Raw genomic sequence first — 18,159 nt, 5'->3', positions numbered from 1 at the left:
CCCTGAGTTCACTTGACTATCAACCAAAAAAAAGTGGCGATGCACTAACACCGCCACCCTGTAATTTTTTCCTGTAACGTCTGGACAACTGCCACAGGAAAGGATTTGTCGTACTAACGTTTTCATTAATCACAACAAAACACTTGAAGTTATGCACAAAATTGCAAACTCCAACCGGACTGTCATATTTTTTATGAGGGTTACTCTTCTGCAAATAGGTTTTCTGCTCAGCCTGATCACCTGCACATTCGCCCGGGATGTGCACGCACAGGAAGTACTGAGCAAAAAGGTGTCATTAAACATGCCGCCCACCGACCTGCGTAATATCCTCAGGGCAATTACGGAGAAAACTGCCGTAAACTTCACCTACAACAACAGCACATTACCCGTTAAACAACGCGTTGCGGTAAAGGCCAGTGATGAGCAGCTGGGCGAGGTGTTACACCGCTTGCTCAGTCCTTTGCACATCACTTTTGAAGTGATCAATGAGCAGATTGTACTGAAGAAAGAAGCCCCCATGAATATTGAGGGGTTTAACGCGCTGTTTCAAAAAATCAGCGGCATCGTGAAATCCAGCGATGGCAGCCCGCTGCCGGGTGTGAATGTAATGGTGGCCGGCACCAACAGAGGTACCGTTACCAATGTGGAAGGGCATTTTGAGCTGGATGCAAAGGAAGGAGATGTCCTTGTATTTTCTTCTATTGGTTTTGCCCAGCAACGCGTAACAGTGGGCGCCAACCCGGTGCTGAATATCGTGATGGCTACTTCTGCAACCTCGCTGGATGCGGTAGCCGTAACTGCATTGGGTATCAAAAGAAGCGTAAGAACATTGGGCTATTCACAGGAAGAAGTAAAAGGGGGAGAAGTGGCTAAATCCAATGCTCCCAATATCGTGAATGCACTGGCGGGAAAAATGGCAGGCGTGAATGTAACCAGTCCAAATGGTGTGGACGGTGGTACCACCCGCATCGTTATTGGCGGTAACAACACCATCCAGGGCGATAACCAACCCCTGATCATTGTGGATGGTATGCCTATGGCCAACGACCTTGCGCAACCTTACGATGTGCGTAATGCACCTACCGGTAGCGCCATGTACGCAGGAAACAGCGCAAACGCTGCCAGTACCAGTTCCCCGAAAGATTTCGGTAGCCCTATCAACATGATCAATCCCGAAGATATTGAAACCATCAGCGTGCTGAAAGGCCCCACTGCCGCCGCTTTGTATGGCGGTAAAGGCGCTAACGGCGTAATCCTGATCACCACCAAAAAAGGCGCAAAACGCAACGGTTTGGGGGTGGACTATACCTATGGCTATAAAAATATTGACCCATACCGTTTCCTCCAGCTGCAGAATGAATATGGTGCGGGTGGTATGGTGTCGTTAGATCCGCCGCAATATTTAACAGATGCCAACGGCAACCCGAAGTTAACAGAAAACTGGAACGGCATGTTTGTGGATCCTAAAACAGGCTCCGGTCCCTTTGGCGTAAATACCTGGAACCAGGTGGGATGGGCCGGTTCAGGTCTTTCCTGGGGCCCGAAAATGGATGGCAAAATGGTCACCTGGTGGGATGGTTCCCAACAGGCAGATGTGCCGCAACCCGATAATACTAAACTGCTGTTTCGTAATGGTACACAGTCAACACATAACGTATCCCTTTCCGGCGGTAACGAATGGGGATCTATCCGGGCATCCTATTCCCGCCTGGATAACGAAGCAGTATTGCCTAACAGTGATTACTACCGTAATACCTTCAACCTCGGCGCCAACATGAAGCTCACAAAAAGAGTAAGTGTGCAGGTTACTTCTTCCTATATCGTTAACCAGTATCATAACCCTCCGCAACTGGGTAACGATGATGCCAATTCCTGGATGAAGCGCCTGATATACAATGCCGGCAGGAACTACCGCGGCGAAGATATCGGCATCTATAAAAATGAAGACGGTTCACAGAACACTCTTTCCGGTTTTCCGTGGGTGGGAAACGGCGGCTATACCGTGTGGAATATCTTTGAAAATAACACCGTTCAAAACAGGCGTAAATTACTGGCCGGCGTACAGCTGAATTATGAAGCCACCGATTTCCTGGATTTTGTTTTCCGGGGAGGACTGGATAATAATACCAATGAGCTGACCATCAAAAATAAACCTACGGATGTTATAGGCATTACCAAAGGATATTATGGTCATGGTACAGAGCAGGATAACGCCTCCAACATGGACTTCATTGGAACGCTGCATAAAGAAAACCTGCTGAACGGTGTGCTCAACGCAAAGTTCTCACTGGGTGGAACTATTTACCAGCGCGACATGTACGGCATGTTTAATTACAACGATAACTGGGCGATCCCAAATGTATATTCGCTGAACACAGGTACTTATCTCGGCAATCCGCACCCGGTAACAGAAAGCCAGTTGCGTAAACGCATGAATTCTGTGTACAGTTTTATTAACCTGTCGTACAAAAATTATCTTTACCTGGATGTAACCGGTCGTAACGACTGGTCATCCGCCTTACCCAAAGGGCAGTGGTCTTATTTCTTCCCGTCCTTTGCAGGCAGTTTTGTTTTTTCTGATCTGCTGAAGACAGATCCGGCTATCCTGAGCTTTGGTAAAATAAGGGTAGCGTGGGCGCAGGCAGCAGTAGATCCTGCACCTTACCAGGTCAACTATAATTATTCCAGTTTAACATTCGCGGGCCAGGCGGCTAACCTGTTGCCAGGCTCACTGCCGGCGAAGGACTTCAAACCAGCTATTAACACCACTGCCGACTTCGGCGTTGTGTTAGGCTTTCTCCATAACCGTTTGAATGCTGATTTCAGGTATTATAAAGGAAAATCCAGGAACCAGATCCTCAGCTCTCCACTGCCTATAACCTCCGGGGTAAGCACCATTGTGGTGAATACCGGGGTGCTTGAAAATTCAGGCATGGAACTGATCCTGCGTGCCAAAGTAATTGACCGGAAAGAATTTGGATGGGATGTATCGCTTAACCTGGCGCACAGCAACAATAAATTGTTGTCGTTGTCTGATGGTACTGACCGCGTAGATATGGCGAGCGCCTGGAACGATGGCGGCGCACACGGCCCGGTTATTTCAGCAAGAGTGGGCGACCAGTTTGGTACCATTTACGGCCATGATTATGTGTACGATCCAAAAACCGGCCTGCCACTGATGGTGCAGAATCCTTTTGGCAATGCAGCCATGAATGGTACCCTGTACCAGGCTACCGACGGATTAGTGCCTTTGGGCAACGCTACACCTAAATTAACCGGTGGCATCACCAATACCTTTACATTCAAAGGCGGCATTTCTGTAAGCACGCTCATTGATGCAAAAATCGGCGGCGACATCTGGTCCGGTACCTATGCTACCATTATGCAACAGGGACAGGCGCCGGAAACACTGAAGGAAAGAAATGGCGGCGGGTTGCCATACACTACGCCCAATGGCACACAAACCAACTGGGGCGTAGTATTGCCCGGTGTGTTCCCCGATGGAAAAGTGAACGACAACGTAGTGCATTACTATTATAAATACATGCCTTATGGCGTATGGAGCAGTACCGATCTGGGTGGCGGTGTGAAAGGAAGCGACTGGATCAACAGAGGCGCTGTGCTGGAAAATACCTGGGTGAAGATGAGAGAGATTGCTGTTAATTACCAGGTGCCACAAAGCTTTGTAAGAAAAACAAAAGTATTCCAGGCCGCATCGCTGTCGCTCGTAGGAAGGGATCTCTTTTACCTCTACACTTCATTGCCCGATCATATCAACCCGGAAGGTGTAAACGGTGCAGGCAATGCCCAGGGGCTGGAGTTTATGTCTATGCCGAGCTTCCGCTCTTTAGGTTTCCAGGTAAGGGTTTCTTTTTAAAGAAACAGATCTACTCACCGATTAAAATGTGCAAAACATGAAGAACACAAAGAAAATATTCCTTTATATAGCCGGTGCATCCATCATGCTTGGCGCTTGTACCAAAGATTTCCAGGAGATCAATACCACGCCGGGATTACCAACCGCTACTACCATACCGCCCATGATAAACGGGGTAATCAGTACCCTGTTCCTGAAAGGGCAGGAGCAGGCGGCCATTCATAACGAATACTACTACCCGGTTACGCAGCTGGCTACCACTAGTGGTAGCTCCGGTTACCTGGTGCAGAATGGCGCGCTGGACATCTGGAATGATTACTATGGTACGCTGCAGAACCTGAACCAGATCCAGGATAAGATAAATGCTTATACCGGAGATAAAGCGGAAATGGATAATATCCAGTCTATCACCTACATTTTGCGCGCGTATAAAACCTTGCGTATCACTGATCAGTTCGGGGATATTCCTTATTCAGAGGCAGGGCTTGCGTATACTTATAACACCGCTAATTACCGTCCAAAGTATGATTCACAGGAAAGCATCTACAAAAGTTTACTGGAACAACTGAAATGGGCGTCTGAACATCTTACCACTGCCGCCACTACACCAGGCGGAAAAGCCTATCAATCGCTGGGCGCTTCTGAAACTTTATTTGCCAATAACATCAGTATGTGGCAGAAGTTTGGCAATTCATTGCTGCTGCGTTACGCCATGCAGATAGTGGAAAAGGATGCAGCTACCGCCACGCCTTACCTGCAATATGCACTGGGTGGTATTCCGCTGATAGGCGAAGGAGAGGATGCCGGTATGTGGCCGGGCAAACTGGGGGGCTATGTACTCAACGACAGCCGCTTCTGGTCTTTCACCTCGCATAAATTTGTACGCTTAAGCACTACCTGCTGGAACCTCATGGCAGATGGTACAAACGCGGTACAGATCTTTGATCCGCGGGCAGTGTTATTTTTTGAAACCAACCAGGCAGGCGCCTGGGCGCCGCTTCAGCCAGGCAGCACCGCCAGCGACAATACCAATCCTTACCAGGATAAAAGGGATGCAGATATCACCAACAAAGACAACTGTAAATTTTCTCCCTTTAATTATTATATAGTAAGAGATATTTATTATCAGCCTGAATTGTTTCTGACTGCCGCCGAAGTACATTTCCTGAAAGCAGAAGCATATGCACGCGGCCTCGGTGTAGCGAAGAACATGGTTACCGCAGGTACGGAGTACACCGCCGGTATCACTTCTGCCGTGAATTTCTGGTACTTTATTGCGCACAATACCAATGTTACCAATGATGCCTGGTCGAGTGTAGCGCCTGCCAGTCCCACGCCGGTACAGATGGCGGCATTCCTGGCTAATCCGAAAATAGCCTTTACCGGCACCGACGATCAGAAGCTGGATAAGATCTATGCACAGGAATGGTTATCGTTTTTCCGTCAGCCCTGGCTCGCTTATAACTTATGGAGAAGAACCGGCCGCACGCCGCGTGACGGCAACCCGGCTACTTATGTGAACTTTAACAGGCTGCAATATCCGGAACAGGAATCGATCAATAATACCGTAAATTATAAAACACAGTCCGACCAGATGGGCGGTAATTCCAATACCGTAAAAGTTTGGTGGATGAAATAAGACTGTGAATTTAGATGAATGATAACAGCTCCGGGGAATTCATTTCCCCGGGGCTTCTTCATATGATCCCTCCCAGGAAAATAGTAATTCGCAATTAAATTTTCCTACATTAGCAGGGGGCAGTCCATATGCATGCGCAGCTATATAACGATAAAGAACTATTCCGGCTGATTTCGGAAGGCGATGAAACCGCTTTCCGCATGCTCTTTCGCCGGTATGTTCCGGAGCTGCGGCCACTGATATTACATCTGACCAAAACAGGATCCGTGACCGATGACATTGTCCAGGAAACATTTTTGCGGTTATGGATCAGCCGCGACAAGCTCCCGGAAATAGAAAATCCCCGTTCCTGGCTGCTGCGGATCGTTTTTCACCTGTCGTTTTCTTATCTCCGCAAACAGGTGGTTCATCACAAGGCCATAGACGCCATTACATCTAACTATACTGCGGATAGGCCGGCCAGTTCCACAGAAGAAACAATGGTATACAATGCCATGATGAAACAGGTAAGCACAGCAGTAGCACAACTGCCTCCACAGGCAAAGCGGATCTATCTCTTAAGCCGCGAAAAGGGACTTAAAATACCGGAGATCGCCGGAGAACTGTCCATTTCCCCCAACACCGTTAAGAACTCCCTGGTAAGGTCGCTGCAGTTTATCCGGAAGCAACTGGAACTGTCGGGGCACCTTTTTCCTGCCGTGGTGGCGTGGTTGCTGACCCGTTAAATTTTTTTTCTTTTCCATAGGTCCTAAATATTTAGCTGCGCGTCTGTATGTATAATACCACGTTTTAATGAAGCGACCACGTTCACTGATTAACAATCAAAAACGATCATAAATTGTCGATACAAGACCGCTTAGCATACCTCCTGCAGCAGGCTGTAAGCCATGCTGCTACTGCCGCCGAACTCCAGGAATTGTCAGACCTGATCCAGGCCGATGATACCGGACATACCGCCCAGCTGGCGGAAATGCTGCTGCGAAAGGAACTTCCCGGCGAAGCAGCGGATTACGACGAAGCTTACTGGAACCAGGTAGCCGGCAATATACTGGCCGCCGACCGCCCCACAGAAAGGGTAGCACGGGTCCGTTTGCAATACCGGCGCGCATGGCTTGCAGCAGCCATTATATCCGGCGTGTTGCTGTTATCCGGCGGCGCGTACTGGTTGATGCAAAAGCCGGCTCCCGCTCCACTGGCAACGGTTACTCCAACGCCGGCCAACGATGTGGCGCCCGGCAGCAACAAAGCGGTGCTTATACTGGCCGATGGTACCCAGGTGCCGCTGGATAGCGCCATTAACGGCACACTGGCGCAACAGGGCAATACAAAAATTTCCCGGCAGGGCGCAGGACAGCTCACCTATACCTATAACGCGGCATCACATGATGCTTTGGCCCTGCAATATAATACGCTGCGCACCCCGCGTGGCGGCCAGTTCCAGGTAACACTGCCGGACGGCACCCATGTATGGCTGAATGCAGAGACCACTTTAAAATACCCCGTTTCCTTCAACGGCCGCAACAGGCAGGTGGAGCTGAATGGGGAAGCCTATTTTGAAGTGGCTGCCAACGCACGCCAACCCTTCCGGGTAATGGTGCCCACCCGTACAGATAATGGAAAGGACAGCCTCGAAATCGCCGTGCTGGGCACCCATTTCAACGTGATGGCATACGACAATGAACAGCAAATCAAAACCACGTTGCTGGAAGGCGCCGTACGCGTAAGCAGCAATGGCAACAGTAAACGCCTGCAGCCGGGCGAAGGTATCGCGCTTAATAAAAGCAGCAGCACTTTATCTGCCCCCGCAAATGTAAATATAGAAGAAGCAGTGGCCTGGAAAAATGGATTTATCCAGCTGGAAGGCAACGACATCGCTTCTGCCATGCGTTTGATAGCACGCTGGTATGATGTGGAGGCAATATACAAAGCGCCTGTGTCTGCCCACTTCAGGGGAATCATACCCCGGAATGTGCCGGTGTCGCAGGTATTGAAAATGATGGAACTAACCGGTGAAGTACATTTTGAAATAAAAGGAAAACAACTGATCGTATCGCCCTGAATTCTTTTTCCACGTTACAAAAAACATTGACGTTATGAGTCCTTAATGTTTATTCCATTACCAGTTTTTGAAGTGCCCAAAAAAACCGGGAGCGTTCGCTGCGCCCCCGGTAAGATCCGGGCCTGTAATTAAAATCGCTTTCGACAATTATCATTATCAACCCAAACTACACAAATGTATGCAATTGACGCTTTTTTCCCAAAGCGGGCAACCAAGCCCTGCATGGGTCAAAAAATTTCCACGATTATCAGTAAAAACGTTCCTGATTATGAAATTAACGGTGCTTTTGATGACCATTACCCTACTGGAGGTACATGCAGCCGGGTATTCACAAACAGTTACCTTATCGCAACGTAACATATCCCTGGACAAGGCATTTAAAGAGATCCGAAAGCAAACCGGCTATACTTTTTTGTATACCGATGAACAACTGCTTCACATCAGCAAAATAAGCCTGCAACTGAAAGACGCTTCCCTGCAGGAAGCGCTGGACGCCTGTTTCCTGGATCAGCCACTCACTTATACCATCACAGATAAGGTGATTGTTATTAAACGGAAAGGCGCGCCGGTAACACCCGCAAACGCTCCGCCAGACAAGGAAGTGAAAGGGCGGATCACCAACGCAAAAGGAGAACCCCTGCCCGGCGTAACCGTGCAGGTGAAAGGTACCAACAAAGGCGTGGTAACAAATGAAAACGGCGAGTACACCATCACCGTACCAACCGAAAACGCAATACTGATTGTTTCATCCATTGGTTATAATAAAGAAGAAGTACCGGTAGGCGCCAAAAGTGAGCTGCCGGTCATACTCCAGTCCAGTGCTTCCAGTATGAATGAACTGGTTGTAGTAGGTTATGGCGTACAAAGACGGGTGGAGCTCACCAATGCAATTGGCACGGTTACCGCGGAATCGTTTAAAGACCAGCCCGTGAATCGCCTGGACCAGGTATTGCAGGGCAGGGCCGCCGGTGTACAGGTAACCAATGCGGCGGGTTCTCCCGGTGGCGCCGTTAGAATCCGTATCCGTGGCGCCAACTCTATTAACGGCAACAATGGCCCTATTTACGTGGTGGATGGTTTTGTAGGGGCCGAATTTTTTGCTATCAACCCGGATGATATTGAATCCATCCAGGTACTGAAAGACGCATCCGCCACCGCTATTTACGGTAGCCGCGGTTCCAACGGCGTTATTATTGTTACCACGAAGAAAGGCAGCAAAGGCGCTTTAAAAGTGAATCTCACCAGCCGTTTTTCTTCTTCTACCGTTATAAAAAAACTGGACCTGCTGAATGCCGGTGATTTTGCGGAAACAGCTAACGCACACGCTACGGCGGTAGGCACCACCAAACCATTTACAGACGAGCAGGTAGCTGGCTACCGCGCTAATGGCGGCACCAACTGGCAGGATGAAATTTTCAGGGCAGCGCCCAGCCAGGAGTATTTATTGAGCCTCGCCGGCGGCAACGACAAATCCGGTTATTTTATTTCCGGCAACTACCTGAACCAGGATGGCGTGATCAATAACTCTTCTTACAAACGTTATACAGTAAGATCTAACATCAACTCGCGTCTTTCAGACAGGGTATCTGCCACGCTTAACATCACCGGTTCCTACAGCACCGCGCAGAATGTAGACATTCCTGCCGATGGCCCCAGCAGCCCGCTGGCGCAGGCCATCACCTGGTCGCCTACAGTGCCGGTAAGAAAAGCCGACGGTACCTACACGCCCAGCGATCCGGTGGGTTCCCTCTTTTTCAACCCGGTGGCATTAACTACCGATCGCCTCGCGGTAACAGAAAGGATGCTGGCTAACATGATAGGAGGTTTCCGTTTTGAGATCCTGCCAGGCCTCAGTTACCACTTGCAATATGGCGCGAACTACCTGGGATACGAGAACAAAAGTTTCGCCGGAAAAATCACCAACTCAGGCTCTGCCACCAGCAGTATCCGGTCCAACAAAGAGATCACACTCCAAAATACCAACACCTTAAACTACCGGAAGTTATTTAATGATGTACACAGTCTTGATGTAACAGCGGTAATGGAATACCAGCAGTCTACCTATAATTATGTATCTGCCGGCGCCTCCAATCTTACTTACGAAAACTTCCAGTGGAATAATCTTACGCAGGGTACTGCAGGAAGCCCGTCTTCCGGCTATTCCAAATGGGCCTTGTTTTCTCTTGTAGGCCGTGTTAACTATGGTTATAAAGATAAATACCTTGTTTCGGCCGCATTGCGCCGGGATGGCTCTTCCAAGTTCCGTGGCGATAACAGGTTCGCTTATTTCCCTTCCGTGTCTGCAGGTTGGGTGATTTCAAATGAACCATTTATGCAGGAGATGCCAGCGCTCAGTAACCTGAAGCTGCGTGGCAGCTGGGGACTTACAGGTAACCAGGGCGTAAATCCTTACGTTACTTATTCGTCTTATTCCAACAGGGTGGCCTCATTTACCAACTCCACTTTCCTGACCGGCATTGTCATGGGTAATATTGGTAACCCCGATCTGAAGTGGGAAACTACCGAGCAAAAAAATGTAGGCCTGGATATTGGATTTTTAAACAACAGGATTAGCCTGACGGCAGACTACTTCATAAAAGATACACGCGACTTGTTGCTGAACGAAACGTTGCCGCTTTACCTGGGTAATAACACCATTACCCGGAACGTTGGTACCGTGCAGAATAAAGGCTGGGAATTATCCGTAGAAGCTGCAGTAATTGATAAAAGCGCCGTAAACTGGAACAGCTCAGTGAATGTTTCTTTTATCAAAAATAAGGTAGTGTATATCGGCGATGGTAAAACGATGATCTTTGATCCCAATACCCGCAAAATTGGAGGGGGCATGTCACAGCAACCCGAATTCGTTGTAATGCCGGGACAGCCGCTGGGCGCTATCTGGGGCCTCACTTACCTTGGCACCTGGAAACCAGGCGATGCAAAGGCCGCGGATTTTGGCGCTAAACCTGGCGATTCAAAATACCTCGATATCAACAGCGACGGAAAGATAGATGCCAATGACTATGGCGTAATTGGCACAGGGATTCCGAAAACTTCCATCGGCTGGAATAATACCGTTACTTACAAAGCATTTACATTGAACCTGTTTTTCCAGGGACTTTTCGGATTTGATAAACTAAACTATAATAACGCTGCAGCCATGTACTATGGCGGAGATGCAAGGGAAGCCACACTGGCTGAAATTAAAGACAGGTATATTCCCGGCGTGAACGAAACATCAGATATCCCTGCCTTCAGTACCACGAACAAGAACTTCACACAAAGTACCCGCTTCCTGGAAAAAGCAGATTTCCTGCGCCTTAAAAATGTAAGCCTGTCTTACGACATACCAAAATCAAAACTGAAAAATGCCCTCGGTATCAAAGTGTTTGTGAACGCCACCAACCTGTTCACCATCACCAATTACAGCGGGATAGATCCTGAAGCCAATTCCGCTGACGGAGATATCCGCCAGGGAATAGATTTCGGTTCTTATCCAAATGCGAAAACAATTACCGGAGGCGTTACGCTTAGTTTTTAAAAATAACGTACATGACTAAACGATTCCACATGAAAAAGATATTTCTCGCAGCCACGTTGTTATTCGCAGCAGGTTGCAGCAAGGAGCTTACAGAAAGTCCGAGAGGTTTGGTAGGAGGCGCAGAGGCATTAAGCAGCCAGGCAGGACTTGAATCAGCGCTTACCGGCGCATATGGCAGCTTAATGGTGCCGTGGACCAGCGGATTCACCAGCGTATCACAGATCGCTATGACGATGGGCGCCGACGACCTCACCACGCATCCCGGTTCCAATAAAGAAGAGTTCCGCGAATTTGACCGCTTCAATGTTACCTCGCTGAACGGCAGGATGACACCCATCTGGCTGGGCTGTTATAAAACGATCCAGTCTGCCACCAATATCATCAACAACTACTCACGGGTAACAGACGGCGATGCCACGAAAACACAAACCATTGTGGGAGAGGCCAGCTTCCTGCGGGCTTTATGTTACTACTGGCTTACCCGCTTCTGGGGAGAAGTACCGATCATTCCTTCTGAAGTTTATTCTCCCGAATTTCTTACCCTCAAAAAAAGTAAACCTGCCGATGTTTATAAATTGATAGAAGAAGACCTGGCCCGGGCAGAACAATGGGTGCCCAACAAAAAACGTGATCCGGGAAGACCTAACAAAGGTTCCGTGAAAGCCTTGCTGGCAGATGTATACCTTACAGAAGCCGGATGGCCGCTGAAGGATCAGTCGAAATACGCACTGGCAGCCGCTAAGGCAAAAGAAGTAATAGACAATAAGGCAGCATATACTTTCGACCTTTACCAGGGAGGTTTTTTAAAGATCTTCGTAGGTGGTACAACGGAAGATGTGTTCACGCTTTTTACCCGCGGGCAATGGTCTACCTACAATTCATTTTACGGTCTTTCTACCATGCCGGAAAATGAAGGTGGCTGGAGTGATTTCTTTCCTGAGCTGAAGTTCTTCAACAACTTCCCGGCAGGCAAACGAAAAGACGATACCTTTTCCACGCAGTTTGTAGTGAACGGCACTACCATTCCCTGGCAGCAAACTACTACCAAACACCCTTACTATAAAAAGTTCACGATCCAGCAAGATGGGGATAAGGCGGTATACATGTCAAACAACCCTGTGATCATGATCCGTTATGCGCATGTATTGCTTATCTACGCAGAGGCGCAGGCCCGCTCGGCCGGCACGCCTAACAGCGAAGCATATGCAGCTATCAATGCCGTGCGTGACAGAGCCGGATTAGCACCACTGGCTGCAAACCTGTCGGGCGCCGACTTCGCTGCTGCGGTGGTAAATGAAAGAGCCTGGGAATTTGCAGGTGAATGGAGCCGCTGGTTTGATCTTGTGCGGCTGGACCAGGTAGCTGCTGCCAACGCCGGTAAAGATCCCGGCGACCTGCAGCCTGCCGGGGCTATCACCCAGGCAAATTACTGGTTGCCTATACCAGGTGTAGATGCATTGGTAAACCCGAATTTATAATAACCACGGTTACTCATCCTAAATGAAGCGTTATGAAAAACATCTCAACACTTTTGGTGTTGTTGCTCGGCGTGTTCCTATGTAGCCCGCTCCAGGCACAATACCTGCTTTTAGATAACATGGAAGGTAGTGGCCCCTGCTCCGGCAGGTGGACCTACTACGCCGGTAATACCACTACGGGGAAGGTGCAGTTCGGTGTACCTAACCCCAGTGTATCCGGGCTGAATACCAGTCCGCTGGTAGCCAAATTTATAAAGGATACTACCTGCTTTGAGTACATGAGCGCAGGCAGCAGTTTAACTGATTCATTCGATCTGTCTACCAACAGCACCTTTAAAATGCTGGTGTATGCCAGTACGAAAGACGAGATCATGTTCAAGCTGCAACCCGGCGACAACTACGCCAAAGCGGTGTACTTTACCTACAAAGTAACCCAGATCAATCAATGGGAAGAAGCAACATTTAATTTTCAGAGCGTAAAACAACGGACAGATTTTAACCGCATCGAAGTACATTATATCGATGGCCGCAAAGCCAATGGTATCCTGTACTTCGACCTGGTGCAAGGTCCCAACCCAACTGGTATCACCGTAAAAGACACCAGCATTTTAATGGGGCAGGAGAATGGCGCAGTACTCACCGCCACGGTGCGCGGAGGCGTATTTGATTCTGTACTCACCGCCGCCAGCTGGACCGCCACCAACCTGCCTCCCGGCGTTACTATCGGCAACGTGCAACGGGTAAATGATACCATTGCGCATGTTACGCTCAGTGGCAACTCACCCGCTAATTATTCCCGGGCTATTTTAAAGCTGACGGTTGCCGGAACGGAACTGGTAAACGCCAATACCACTGCATACAACGTAAAAGGGAATGTTGTATTTGAAGGTAATCCTAACTGGACGGTCATCTTCAACGATGAATTTAATATCGATGGCATACCGGATATTACCAAATGGAAAGTAGATCCGCAGCCCAAAGGCTGGATTAATGGCGAACAGCAGGTGTATACAGATACCACGCACGACAATGCACGTGTAAAAAATGGTAAGCTGATCATCAAAGGCAAGAAAGATTTCCCCAATGGAAATACCACCGAGCCCTGGTCGTCTGCCCGTCTTATCACACAAGGCAAAATGGACTTCCTGTACGGCAGGGTAGATGTACGCGCACGGTTGCCCCGTGCCCGTGGCTCCTGGCCGGCCATCTGGCTGATGCCTACCAGCAGCGTTTATGGCGGCTGGCCCAAAAGCGGCGAGCTGGATGTAATGGAACATGTAGGCAATAATTTTGGTACGGTACTGTCTACCGTACACACGCAAAATCATAACTGGACCAATGGCGGCCAGGTGTCAGGCACCAGAATTTTACCCGATGCAGATACCACGTACCATGTGTACAGCATGGAATGGGGGGCAGACTCCATCCGGTTTTTATACGACAGCATCAAAGTGCTGACGTACCCTAATCCGCATACCGACTGGAAAGACTGGCCCTTTGACCAGAAGTTTTTCCTGATCCTGAACGTTGCCATCGGCGGCGGTATGGGAGGTAGCATTGTGGAAGCAGATTGGCCGGATAGTATGATGGTGGATTATGTACGTATCTCCCAGAAAGGATTAGGCACACCCATACTGGACACGGTGGTGGTAACACCCGCCACGCTCACATTCCTCCCCGGTAAAACGCAGCAATACACCGCTAAAGCACTGGATCAGAACGGGCATGTGATGGCGGTTACGCCGGTGTGGAGTGTTACCGGCAGCGGTAACAGCATTACCGCAGGCGGGCTTGCCACACTCAACGACACTGCTAAAATTACCGCCACCATAACAGTAGACAGCGTCACCAAAACGGGCGTGGCTATTGCCAACCGGCGATCTGCCAACTATAAGCCGATACCCGCAAAAATAGAGGCAGAGAGTTTTGACAACAGCAATGTATGCTGCACAGAGTCGACATCAGACACCGGCGGCGGGTTGAATGTAAGCTACATTGGATCCGGTAGCTGGCTTGAATATGATATCAGCGTACCGGACAGCAGCGAATACAGGATTCAGTTCCGCGTGGCCGTTAACTCAGTTTCCAGCCTGAAGGTAATGCTGGATACCGCTACACTGCAAACCGTGAGCCTCCCGGCAAGCGGTGGGTGGCAAAACTGGATCACAGTAACGTCGGCGCCTATACGCCTATCACCCGGACAAAAAACCATCAGGATCCAGGCCGGTAAAGATGGCTGGAACTTTAACTGGCTGCGTTTCATCCGTGCGGATTCCATTTCATTGGCATGGCTTACTGTTAAACCGGATACGGCAACATTGATTACCGGCGCCACAAAACAATACACCGTTTCCGGCTATGGACAAGACAGCAGCGTGTTCACCGCGAACCCTGTTTGGTCTGTTTCCGGTACAGGCAACAGCATCAGTACCGCTGGTTTGTTCCAGGCCAACGTGGTGGGTAATTATACCATTACGGCAACTGCGGGGACAGTGAGTGACACCGCCAGTGCGCAGGTAATTGCCGCACCCCGGTTAACGCGTATTACACTTACACCGGATACGGCTGCTGTACCGTTTGGCGCATCGCAGCAGTTTACTGCTAAAGGGTATGATCAGCGCGACAGCCTCTTTGCCTTTACGCCTGTATGGGCCACTACCGGTGCAGGTAATACGATCAGCGCAACGGGTGTATTCACGGCTGGTAATACAGCAGGTAGCTTCACCGTTACTGCATCCCGTGATTCCATCAGCGCTACAGCCGTCGCTACTGTTGGCAATTTCTGTTCGGTTAATAATAAGTATGAGGCAGAAAGTACCTCCAACCGCTCTACCAGGCCAATCCTGCAAGCCTGCACGGATGTTGGCGGCGGGCAGAACTTCACCAATATGTATGGAGGCGACTGGTTTGCTTACAACACCCTGAATGTGCCTGCAGCCGGAAAGTATACCATCAGCTTCCGGATTTCGTCCACAGCGCCGGCGGTGATATGGATAGGGCACAGCGGCTCTAATTTTGGCAGCATTACCCTGCCGTCTACCGGAGGTGTATGGCAAACTATCAGCGACACGATTACGTTGCCGGCACTTAGCTATACAGGTATTCATATAACATCCGGTACCTTTAAGTTCAACTGGTTCAGTATCGACAACTGTCCGGTATCACCCATTGACTCTTCTTCCGCCCGTATGGCTTCAGCTTACAGCGATGTAAAATTAAAGTACGCACCTGAATCAACAGACACCAAAAAGGTGACCTTCTATCCAAATCCAACAACAGGACAACTTACCCTGGAGTTAAAAGAACCGGTGTATACGTTGCTTTCTGTGCTGGACATGCATGGTGCAGTAGTTAAATACTGGCGCATCAGTAAAGGACAAACACGCATCAGCCAGAATATCAGTTCACTGCCGGCAGGTACTTATCTGCTTAAACTGGAAAATGAATTTAAGGCCATCACATTTAAGGTGGTTAAACTCTGACAGATGTATTTGCTATGGGGGAGAGGCGCTGCTGGTCAGCGTCTCTTCTTTTTTAAACTGGGTGGCAACAATAAAAGAGATAAAACATGCCAATGCAGTAATTGTACGCAGCGCATTATAAACATCCCAGGTCCCCGATGCTTCTATTGAAGATTTTTGTCGCAGTCAGTTAGCCACCGTTATAAAAAAGAAGAAAACGATTGCCCCATTGGTCCCATAGACACGAGGTTTTCTGCAGTTATTCAAAAACAGAAGAATAAGAGTTTTAAGGAGATATATGCAGAGAATAAAGCTGTTTGAACTGATAGGCTTGGAAATTGGCTCTGACAGACGGACTAATCCGTTGAAACGCAATAGTGCAGCTGACAATGCTGTAATTTTGGTTCCCCGGGGACAGATTTGCCCGCTGCCTGGAATGCCGGAATTATTCGGTCCCGGTGGGGAGATAGTGCATGGATAGTGCATTAATAGTGCATGAGGAGTGCATGAGGAGTGCATGCTAACAGTATGGATAGTGCATGGATTGTCCATGAGATACGCAAGTCCGAAGCATTGGAGAAGCATCCGGGAAGTAATAGCGGGATTGGAGACGAATGTTAGCTAATATTTATATGTTGCTGGGTAAGTGCTTGATAATCTATTGATCCTACTCTGATAAAATAAGGAGGCTTTTGAACTATCTTTTAGCTGTTTTAGCCTTTGATGAATCAATTTGAAAATTTTCCTTAATTAATTGGGGCCTGGAAGGTCTTACCTGGCTATTATCTACACCAGGTAGTTTTGTTGTGGTGGAGGTGCTTTGGCGTGTTTTATTAGAATCTTTTGCCATATGCGAAGTTTCGTTAGAGGTACTGAATTTATTCACAATTTTTACTTTCTGAACTTTATCATCTTTAATAGCAATTTGAAAACCAATGCATAGCAAATAAGGAACACTTGCTAGAATTGCAAAAGTAAAAGCTCTGTAATAAAATAATCCCTTTCGTTTAAATATTGCGTTATTTACTCTGACAGCTTCCTCAAGTTCATTTATATAGGAAGCTTTTATTAACGCATCTACTTCATTTCTTTCTCTGTTTTCTTTTTCGTAACCTATCCTGTATTCCTCATAATAAAGTTTGGGTTCCTGTAAATAAGCTACTTCAACAGGTATTAGTAAGCGGATTGTGTTTGCCAGTGAAATGGAGAATAGGGAGATGAAAATGTAAAAGGAAACGTGATGTAACCATAAACACTTTGTTTCTGTAAAGAAAAGAGACTGTATGACAGGAATAAGAAAAATTGCGAACGCAGAGTATATACCAGAATATTAGTAAACTTGTCTATGTTTTTTTGGTAAGCATTGGAATACTGTTCCAGTCTTTTTTCATTTATTTCAATTATATAATCCAAATCATAAAAAGAGCCCATAAAAAATGACTACTGGTTTTTAATAAAGATCTGATGATATCGCAAGTAAATATTTAGAAAAGATTCATAGACCTTCACTTATCCGCAGAAAACCAGCTTAACCAATTAATAACAATAGTCAATATCGTGCTGAAATAAGTCAAAGAAACCACCACATCATTCCTCCGTACCCGCTAACTTCGTAGCCCAAACCACGATTATGAAAATTCACCACCTGCTATTGGCGGCATCGCTGTTTTTATTCTCCTGTAAAGATACTGTCCGTCAAAACAGCCGCTATGGAATGGTTACAGGCCTCCGGCCGGAGAAAATAGAAGCCTATAAATCGCTGCATGCAAAAGTATGGCCGGATGTGCTGAAAACGATTGAAGCATGTCATATCCACAATTATTCCATCTACCTGAAAAACATAAATGACCACTGGTTTTTGTTCAGCTATTTTGAATACACCGGTACAGATTTCAAAGGGGATATGGAGAAAATGAAGCAGGACAGCACCACCCAGCAATGGTGGAAAGTAACGGCGCCCTGTCAGCTTCCTTTACCGGATGCAGCCGCTAAAAGAGAAACGTGGTCGGGTATGGAAGAAGTATTCCATGTGGAATAATGTAGCCTAAAATTAATACATCCCGTATCGGTTTTTCATTAAATTTATGCTCTGTAATCAAACCGG

The 18,159-nt window shown here is 48.0% G+C and carries 9 protein-coding genes; 8 read left to right on the top strand and 1 reads right to left on the bottom strand.

Annotated features, from left to right (window positions below; translation table 11 throughout):
* Positions 1 to 151 precede the first annotated feature (151 nt).
* The 7 genes from ACMXI2_RS13335 to ACMXI2_RS13305 all read left to right on the top strand — a co-directional run bounded on the left by ACMXI2_RS13335 (position 152) and on the right by ACMXI2_RS13305 (position 16,076).
* Positions 152 to 3,877: a SusC/RagA family TonB-linked outer membrane protein gene (locus ACMXI2_RS13335; protein ID WP_483782056.1), complete on the top strand. Its 3,726-nt coding sequence runs from the start codon at positions 152 to 154 to the stop codon at positions 3,875 to 3,877.
* A gap of 37 nt (positions 3,878 to 3,914) precedes the next feature.
* Positions 3,915 to 5,516 (top strand): SusD/RagB family nutrient-binding outer membrane lipoprotein, encoded by a 1,602-nt coding sequence (locus tag ACMXI2_RS13330; RefSeq protein WP_483782055.1) that lies wholly within the window; start codon positions 3,915 to 3,917, stop codon positions 5,514 to 5,516.
* A 128-nt stretch (positions 5,517 to 5,644) separates the two neighbouring features.
* Positions 5,645 to 6,241 carry an RNA polymerase sigma factor gene (locus ACMXI2_RS13325; protein WP_483782054.1) on the top strand — a complete coding sequence of 199 codons (597 nt, stop codon included), beginning with the start codon at positions 5,645 to 5,647 and terminating at the stop codon, positions 6,239 to 6,241.
* A gap of 113 nt (positions 6,242 to 6,354) precedes the next feature.
* A complete protein-coding gene (locus tag ACMXI2_RS13320; protein ID WP_483782053.1) occupies positions 6,355 to 7,575 on the top strand; it encodes a FecR family protein in 1,221 nt (406 codons plus the stop codon).
* Between the two features lie 268 nt (positions 7,576 to 7,843).
* Positions 7,844 to 11,116, top strand: a complete 3,273-nt coding sequence (locus ACMXI2_RS13315) for a TonB-dependent receptor (RefSeq protein ID WP_483782052.1) — start codon at positions 7,844 to 7,846, stop codon at positions 11,114 to 11,116.
* A gap of 29 nt (positions 11,117 to 11,145) precedes the next feature.
* Positions 11,146 to 12,594, top strand: a complete 1,449-nt coding sequence (locus ACMXI2_RS13310) for a RagB/SusD family nutrient uptake outer membrane protein (RefSeq protein ID WP_483782051.1) — start codon at positions 11,146 to 11,148, stop codon at positions 12,592 to 12,594.
* Positions 12,595 to 12,626: 32 nt separating this feature from the next.
* Positions 12,627 to 16,076: a carbohydrate-binding protein gene (locus ACMXI2_RS13305; RefSeq protein ID WP_483782050.1), complete on the top strand. Its 3,450-nt coding sequence runs from the start codon at positions 12,627 to 12,629 to the stop codon at positions 16,074 to 16,076.
* Between the two features lie 676 nt (positions 16,077 to 16,752).
* Here ACMXI2_RS13305 and ACMXI2_RS13300 read toward each other — a convergent pair.
* Positions 16,753 to 16,905: a hypothetical protein gene (locus tag ACMXI2_RS13300; RefSeq protein WP_483782049.1), complete on the bottom strand. Its 153-nt coding sequence runs from the start codon at positions 16,903 to 16,905 to the stop codon at positions 16,753 to 16,755.
* 780 nt (positions 16,906 to 17,685) lie between these two features.
* Here ACMXI2_RS13300 and ACMXI2_RS13295 point away from each other — a divergent pair.
* A complete protein-coding gene (locus tag ACMXI2_RS13295; protein ID WP_483782048.1) occupies positions 17,686 to 18,093 on the top strand; it encodes an L-rhamnose mutarotase in 408 nt (135 codons plus the stop codon).
* The last annotated feature ends 66 nt before the right edge of the window (positions 18,094 to 18,159 follow it).

This window comes from Chitinophaga sp. G7 BAM 1005 (genome assembly GCF_057126945.1).
Note: the sequence above shows the minus strand (reverse complement) of the source record. Positions and strands in the feature narration are given on the sequence as shown.

Excerpts from the sequence above, each read along its gene's own strand:
- ACMXI2_RS13315 (WP_483782052.1), top strand. The coding sequence starts at position 7,844 with ATGAAATTAACGGTGCTTTTGATGACCATTACCCTACTGGAGGTACAT.
- ACMXI2_RS13305 (WP_483782050.1), top strand. The coding sequence starts at position 12,627 with ATGAAAAACATCTCAACACTTTTGGTGTTGTTGCTCGGCGTGTTCCTA.
- ACMXI2_RS13300 (WP_483782049.1), bottom strand. The coding sequence starts at position 16,905 with ATGGCAAAAGATTCTAATAAAACACGCCAAAGCACCTCCACCACAACA.
- ACMXI2_RS13310 (WP_483782051.1), top strand. The coding sequence starts at position 11,146 with ATGAAAAAGATATTTCTCGCAGCCACGTTGTTATTCGCAGCAGGTTGC.
- ACMXI2_RS13295 (WP_483782048.1), top strand. The coding sequence starts at position 17,686 with ATGAAAATTCACCACCTGCTATTGGCGGCATCGCTGTTTTTATTCTCC.
- ACMXI2_RS13330 (WP_483782055.1), top strand. The coding sequence starts at position 3,915 with ATGAAGAACACAAAGAAAATATTCCTTTATATAGCCGGTGCATCCATC.
- ACMXI2_RS13335 (WP_483782056.1), top strand. The coding sequence starts at position 152 with ATGCACAAAATTGCAAACTCCAACCGGACTGTCATATTTTTTATGAGG.
- ACMXI2_RS13325 (WP_483782054.1), top strand. The coding sequence starts at position 5,645 with ATGCATGCGCAGCTATATAACGATAAAGAACTATTCCGGCTGATTTCG.